Origin of the sequence: Microvirga flavescens, from assembly GCF_003290125.1 — a bacterium.
Lineage (GTDB): Bacteria > Pseudomonadota > Alphaproteobacteria > Rhizobiales > Beijerinckiaceae > Microvirga > Microvirga flavescens.
The window spans coordinates 1-7149 of record NZ_QMKH01000016.1; the positions used below are offsets into that span (position 1 = coordinate 1).

Genomic DNA, 7149 nt, shown 5'->3' on the forward strand with positions numbered 1-7149 from the left:
GTGATCGTGCGCCTTCGTGCCCTGATAGAACTCACCGGACTTGAGCACGCCCTTCTTCGCCAGCTTGGTGAACGCGCTCCTGGCGAGATGGATCGTGTCGTCCTTGACGCTGAAGTCGGTGATCGTGTCCTGGTTGGCCCTGTTCGCGCTTGCCGACTTCGAGAGCCTGGTGTCGAACACGAACACGTCCTGGCCGAGGCCGCCCGTGAGCGTGTCCTTGCCTGCTCCGCCATAGAGCATGTCGTTGCCTGCCTCGCCCAGGAGCACATCGTTGCCGGAAAGACCCTTGAGGATGTCGTTGCCGGCCTCGCCCTCGAGCCGGTCGTCGCCGCCCGTGCCGGTGAGGATGAACGGGGTCATCTCGACCACGTCTGCGACCTGGATCGTGAAGGACTGGCTGATCTGGCCGCCATAGGCGTCCCTGGCCACGACGGTGAGGCTGTGGCTGGCCGTGGTCTCGAAGTCGAGGGCGCCGGTGAGGATGAGGTTGTTGCCGTCGATCCGGAACGGGCCGTCGGAGACGAGGCTGTAGCTGAGGGCATCGCCGTCGGCATCGCTCGCCGAGAGACTTGCCACGATGCCGGCGAGCGCGTCCTCGGCCACCACGGTCGTGGACAGGCCAAGGGATGTGGGAGCCGTGTTCCACAGGGCCACTGTCGTGTTGGTGAACTGCAGCAGGCGGATGTCGCGCAGGAGATCGGTACCGTCGGGACCTGTGACAGTAAATGTGCCGTCGCCGTTGTTGGTCACGCTCGATTGATCGGCCAAGCCTGAGAACACGGCAGTGTTGGTGCCGGTACCGCCCTCGAGCGTGTCGTCGCCCGCGCCGCCGTCGAGGGTGTCGTTGCCGCCATTCCCGGTGAGCACGTTGGCCTTGTCATCACCGCGGAACCAGTCCGCACCGGATCCGCCCTCCAGGTTCTCGATGCCGATCAGAACGTCCAAGCCATAGTTGGTGTTCTGTGCTTGTCCCTGCTTGGTCAGGTCCGCTCGTGCGCCGATAGAGCCGGAGAACAGCGCGGTGTCGTTTGCGCTGGAGGCATAGATCGTGTCATCGCCAAAGCCGGCATCGACTCTATTGGCTTCACCGCCAACTTCCAGATAGTTATTGCCATCCGTTCCGATAAGCTCAGCACGTCCGCTGCCAGACACGATAATGTTCTCTACGTTGAGAAGTGTCTTTGTGCCAAGACCCGTCTCTTGAGCGGCTGTTTGTCGGAGGTCTAGGCTCAAATTGGAAGCGCCAGCATTAATGCTTATGAGGTCAGCACCTTCTCCGGCGTCAATAAAATCAGTCCCAGTGCCAAGCCTTATGTTGTCGTTTCCATTTCCGCTCCACACTGTGTTCTGACCGTTCCCGAGAATGATCCACCCTTCCTCAAATGTGCCCTGCCTGTTGTCAAAAGTGTTTTTCCCGTTACCGAGATCGACATCACCTTTGATCAAACCTGTGTTCACAATCTTATCGTCACCATCGGATGCAGTAATGGCCCGAAGGATCAGACCACTTAGACCGTAGCCAACTATCGTGCCATTGTTGACTATCGACGCCGCGCCACTGCCAACGCCGATTGTGAGGCCGGTCCCATGGTTTCCAATGATTGATCCGTCGTTGACAACAGCAATCCGGCCGCCATGAATGATAACGCCATTCTCATAGCCTGAAATCACCCCGCTGTTCCAAAGTCTGTTGTTGGCGCTCTGGATTGTCGACATTAAAATTCCGGCGAACCGGCCGGTGACCGAGCCGGTTTCCGCAACATAAATGTTACCGTGATCTGCTGAGATGCCGTAGTTGTTGGACGAGACACCGCCGAGGATCGTAGCGGTCAGTTCACCGAAAGCGTAAATTCCGTCTGCACCACCGCCCGTGGCGGATAGCGAGCCGAGCCGCTCAATAACAATGAAATCGCCATCTGGTACGACTACTGCATGAGCATTCGCCGCTGTAGTTGTCGCCTGGATATCTGTGATGATCTTAGGCATGGGCTCTACCTCGATAGAAAAGCTCCAATTGCCACGTATTTCGCTTCGTCGCCTCTAGATGAACAGCTAGTTTTTTGCGGCCAAAACGGCGCAGGGTGCGACGACGCACAAACCCAAATCTACCTTGCTAATCCCATTGAGCACTGATCGAGAATCTTTAGAAGCGATCCCCCTTTGAAGTGCTCCTCCCCGAAGTATGGCCATGAGCATTGGGAGGACGAGATGATGCCGAAGAAGGAACATACGGCATGAGAGATTGTCGCGAGACTGCGGTAATGAAAAAGCCCTCCCCTGGTGCAACCAAGGAAGGGCTCGTCGTCTCAGGCTGTTGATTATTGCGGTTACAGGATGAAGTGATCCCGGGTGAGAGCGAGATTGGCAGCAATGACTGCAAACTTCACCTGCGCGCCGGCACCCAAGCCATCAGCATCGTAGAACAGCTCGCCCGTCGTGCTGTTGTACACGATCTGAGTCCCCGTAGCATTCGCCTTGTCACCAATCGCCAGCGAAACCTTGGCTCCAAAGCCGCCAAAAATCGACCGCGCCAGGAAGATGCTGTCCCGGGTCACATCAAAGTCCGTGATCCGGTCCACGTTATTGACTCCGTCCAGCGCGGTGTCGAACACAAATCGGTCCAAGCCGGCTCCGCCCGTCAGTACATCCGCGCCTGTGCCGCCATACAGCTGGTCGTCACCGTCGCCGCCATACAGCACGTCGTTGCCGTTTTCACCAAAGAGCACGTCATTGTCGACGCCGCCATCGAGCGTGTCATGGTCGGTGCCGCCGTAGAGCGTGTCGACGCCAGCGCCGCCCACGATCGAGTCGTCACCGCTCTCACCGACGAGGAAGTCGTTGCCATCAGCACCGTTGAGCGTGTCATTGCCAGCGCCGGCCCAGAGCGTATCTTCGCCATTGCCGCCGACCATGTAGTCATTGCCGCTCTCGCCGGCCAGGAAGTCATTGCCATCCTCGCCGTAGAGATCGTCATTGCCGGCCCCACCCCACAGCGTGTCATGGCCAGCGCCGCCCAGCAGCGCATCGGCACCGTCACCGCCCAGCATGTAGTCGTTGCCAAGATTGCCGAACATCAGGTCGTTGCCATCCTCACCGTAGAGAAAGTCGTCGCCGACGCCGCCATCGAGGGTGTCATGGTCGGTGGCGCCGTACAGCGTGTCGGTGCCTTCGCCGCCGACAATATAGTCGTTACCGCTCTCACCGACGAGGAAGTCGTTGCCGCCCTCGCCATGTATCTGGTCAGAGCCGGCACCGCCAATGAGCGTGTCGTCACCATTGCCGCCAACCATGTAATCGTCGCCACTCTCGCCGGCCAGGAAGTCGTTGCCATCCTCGCCGTAGAGACTGTCGTTGCCAGTACCGCCCCAGACGACGTCGTCACCGGTGCCGCCGTAGAGCGTATCTTCGCCATTGCCGCCAACCATGTAGTCATTGCCGCTCTCGCCGGCCAGGAAGTCGTTACCGTCCTCGCCGTAGAGATCATCGTTGTCGGCCCCACCCCACAGCGTGTCATGGCCTGCACCGCCCAACAGTGCATCGGCACCATTGCCACCATACAGCTGATCGTTGCCAAGATTGCCGAACATCAGGTCGTTGCCGTCCTCACCATACAGCACGTCATCGTCGACGCCGCCATCGAGGGTGTCTTGGTCGGTACCGCCGTAGAGCGTGTCGGCGCCAGGCCCGCCAACCAAATAGTCGTTGCCGCCCTCGCCGGCGAGGAAGTCGTTGCCGTCCTCACCATAGAGGCTGTCGTTACCGAGGCCGCCCCATAGGACGTCCTGGTCAATACCTCCATAGAGCGTGTCGGCGCCGTCGCCTCCTTGCAGCAAATCGTTACCGGCACCTCCCGCCAGGAAGTCGTCGCCAGCCTCGCCGTAGAGGCTGTCGGTACCAGCTTCTCCGTAAAGCCGGTCGTTGCCCATACCGCCATAAAGCCTGTCTCGCCCATCTCCACCATAGAGACTGTCGTTGCCCAACCCGCCGCGCAACTCGTTGGCAGCCTGATTACCGAGAATCTTATCGTTGCCTAAGCCGCCAATCGCATTTTCAATCAAGGAACGTGTACTGCCCTCATAAAGAAAAGCGTTATAGACGTTGCCAGCTGCAAAAGCGGTGGAGCTCCGTCGCGCCAGCTGTGCGAGCGAGAACTTGGATGACTCTCCTGGGTTCAGATCGATGATGGCATTGCCACCGAAGTTTCTCATATCATAAGTATCGATGCCACCGCCGTCCCATACCGTGAGAAAAATCTTGCCATCCCTCGGCCGGCCCTGTCCGACCCCATTTATGAATGTCTCACCGGTGGAACTATTCCAAGTATAAACTGTATCTCCGCTGTTCGCGGAATAGTTAGCACCATACATTTGTTGAAGGGCAGCGATGTCGTAACGCATAAATGTCTGGGAATGATCCAGATAATTGTTGTACGTCATTACTGTGTTTTCAGCATTATCGAGATCACCGGGGAGCTTCGGCTGCCCCAACCCGGCATCGAATGGGTGCTTCATTCCCAGGGCATGACCCAGTTCATGCAGAACAGTTTCGTTGCCATATGTGCCCGCCTCGCTTCCTGCTTGCTTCAGCCACGTATCGCCACCAAAAAGCGGGATACCGGGATAGTACGCATGGGACCGATTGATCACTTTGCCCGGGCTGAAGCTAGACACCTGGATGTCGGCATCGCCAGTACCAACATACTGAAATTTCAGGTTGGTGAATGAGGCAACAGATGTCAGCGTCATCTTTGACTGACCCGCGTACGGGCTAGCGCCCTCAAGGGCATACCGCACGCCCTGCTGCCCCTCAAAGCTCAAGGGAAGGTATCCGTAAGAACTTGGATTAAGGGGGCTAAAGTCAGATTTTGAATCCGGGAACGAATAAGTCACCGTCCCCTTTGCCCATTGCGAGCCAGACATCAACGCCCGAACGTTAGCATCGGCGTGATCAGGGATATAGTACTTCGTCCCAAAGATAGCGACATCAGGAAGATGGGACGCAATCTGTGCACCCAGATTGAAGAATGTTAACGGCAGAGACGAAATGTTGTCCGAAAGCCAGCCATAGACCGTGTCAACCGTTGACGTCACAAAGTCTCCGATTGAGTCAACAATCCCGCCGAGACTGAAGCCCTGAGCCATGCTGGCATAGGTCCAGACAGAAAAGTCACCAGTAACGTCGGAGGACGACATCCGCTGAGCGACCGAGAATCTGCCCTCATTATCAGAGCCAAGGTCATGGTCGAACGCAGACCAAGAAGCTCCCCGACCGTTGAATGCGCAAGCCTGGCACATAATTCAATTCCTATAGCTATCCGGGTCCGGATTCATCAAATACCACTATAGGACCATAGTCATTAATCCAGCAACAGCTGAGTCAATTCCGCGAAGTCAGCTCAAATATGCAACGCTCTCCACTAAAATCACTTGCAAATTCGATGTCATTTTTTGACATTCGCCTTTCATTCCAATTAAAGACAAATCTCATCGAGTCGGATATCTTCGACGGTCGCTTTTAAAAAAGACAAAATACGAACTATAGAAAATTTAAATTCTCCTATTCAAACAAATAGGATTAAATCATATAAAAATCTTTGTGAGTGAGTTTTAAATTCTTCTTCAGAACCGCAATCTTAATGTGACCCTTAGGGCCGGTGCCATCGACATCATAGTAGAGCGCTCCAGTCTTATCATCGTAGATAATACGTTCTGATGCACTTTCTGCTTTCGTGCCGATATGAAAGCTACCCTCCTGCAAATACCCTTTCTTTCCAACTTTTTTGAAGACAGATCGTGCGAGATGGATCGTGTCGTCTCGCACGTTGAAATCAACGATCCGATCGGCCTTACCTTTTTGAAGGGGGGCGTCGAAGACAAAGACGTCCCTTCCAGAGCCCCCGGAGAGTCTGTCTGCATCGGAACCGCCAGAGATCGTATCTCGGCCGCTTCCGCCTGAAATTGTGTCCTTCCCGGCGCCGCCTAGAATTTTGTCGTTTCCAGCCAGACCGGACAACACGTTCCGGCCACTATTTCCCACAATTCGATTGTCGGTGTTGCTTCCTTGAAGATCGATTAGGGCCGCAGTCGATGCAACCAACTCTTCGACCTCGGCGTCGGCATCGAGAGCGAAACTCGCTTCGGCATAGACGATATCGTACCCATGCCCGATAGCCTCCACAACGCTATCGCCCGCTCCAACATAATAGACGTCATTCCCAGCGAGGCCGGAAAATACATTGGGAGCGTCGTTTCCATGAAAGATATTGGCAGTTGAGCTGCCTGTCAGGTTTATGGCACCAAGTCCAATGGCGAATAATTCTTCGATTGCTACATCAGGCGTCAATGCGAAATTCGCAGTCGCAAAAACCTTGTCATAGCCGTCCGCATCAATAATGATCGTTGGGCTGGAGACGTGGTAGGTATCATTGCCCACGCCCCCATCGAGAGTATCAAATCCTCGATTGCCGATGAGAATGTCGTTTCCGGCACCACCACTCAGATAGTTATCAAGGGAATTCCCTGTGATGTTGTCATCACCGTCCGACCCGATAACATTCTCGATGCCGATATAAAAATCTCCCTCAGCGTAGCCGCCGCTCCCTTTTGTTGACTGGAGATTCACGACGACTCGCGTCGGAGAGAGCGCGTAGGACACCGTATCGATATCGTCCCCACCATCGATGGTATCCGCGCCGGGGCTTCCGATCAGCGTGTCATTCCCCGTCAAGCCCTCGAGGTACTCATCCCCTTCGATACCTTCGAGGATGTCCGAAGCTAAGGATCCTTTAATTTTGGCAAACAGCTGCATGAGAAAAGGCATTACGTCGCAAATTCCAAGCTAAATCGACACTATTTGGAAGCCGCCGAAAAACACACCAGCGGCGACTTGCTGGAAACAGAGCCAACCCCGGCTTAAGCCGGGGTTGGTCTTCAAAGCCGCTGAACGCCGCTTAGATGAAGAACAGCTCCTTGACGGTGAAGTTCTTCAGCGCCTTGTTGTTGGTGAAGGTCGCAATCGCAACCCCCGCCTTGGCGCCATTGCCATCGGCATCGTAGTACAGGACGCGCTTCTGGCTGTCGTAGACGAAGTAGTCGTTGGCATCCTTCGCCGTGTCGATCGAGAAGAAGTCCGCCTTCATCTTGAGCGGCT

At 55.6% G+C, this 7149-nt stretch carries 3 protein-coding genes and 2 pseudogenes; all 5 read right to left on the reverse strand.

What is annotated here, in order from left to right:
* Nucleotides 1–1152, reverse strand: a 1152-nt coding sequence (locus DQW91_RS17125; protein ID WP_483466625.1) for a cadherin repeat domain-containing protein, incomplete at its 3' end; no start/stop codon positions are given.
* Nucleotides 1153–1269: 117 nt separating this feature from the next.
* A pseudogene (locus DQW91_RS17365) lies at nucleotides 1270–1986 on the reverse strand (hypothetical protein); the annotation flags it as partial.
* Between the two features lie 341 nt (nucleotides 1987–2327).
* Nucleotides 2328–5192, reverse strand: a complete 2865-nt coding sequence (locus DQW91_RS16330) for a M10 family metallopeptidase (RefSeq protein WP_198411897.1) — start codon at nucleotides 5190–5192, stop codon at nucleotides 2328–2330.
* 382 nt (nucleotides 5193–5574) lie between these two features.
* Complete coding sequence (locus tag DQW91_RS16335; RefSeq protein WP_112664714.1) at nucleotides 5575–6819, reverse strand: calcium-binding protein; 1245 nt, start codon at nucleotides 6817–6819, stop codon at nucleotides 5575–5577.
* Nucleotides 6820–6949: 130 nt separating this feature from the next.
* Nucleotides 6950–7149 (reverse strand): annotated as a pseudogene (locus DQW91_RS16340) (hypothetical protein); the annotation flags it as partial.

Coding starts and splice junctions, on each gene's coding strand:
- DQW91_RS16330 (WP_198411897.1), bottom strand. CDS start 5,192: ATGTCGTCCTCCGACGTTACTGGTGACTTTTCTGTCTGGACCTATGCC.
- DQW91_RS16335 (WP_112664714.1), bottom strand. CDS start 6,819: ATGCCTTTTCTCATGCAGCTGTTTGCCAAAATTAAAGGATCCTTAGCT.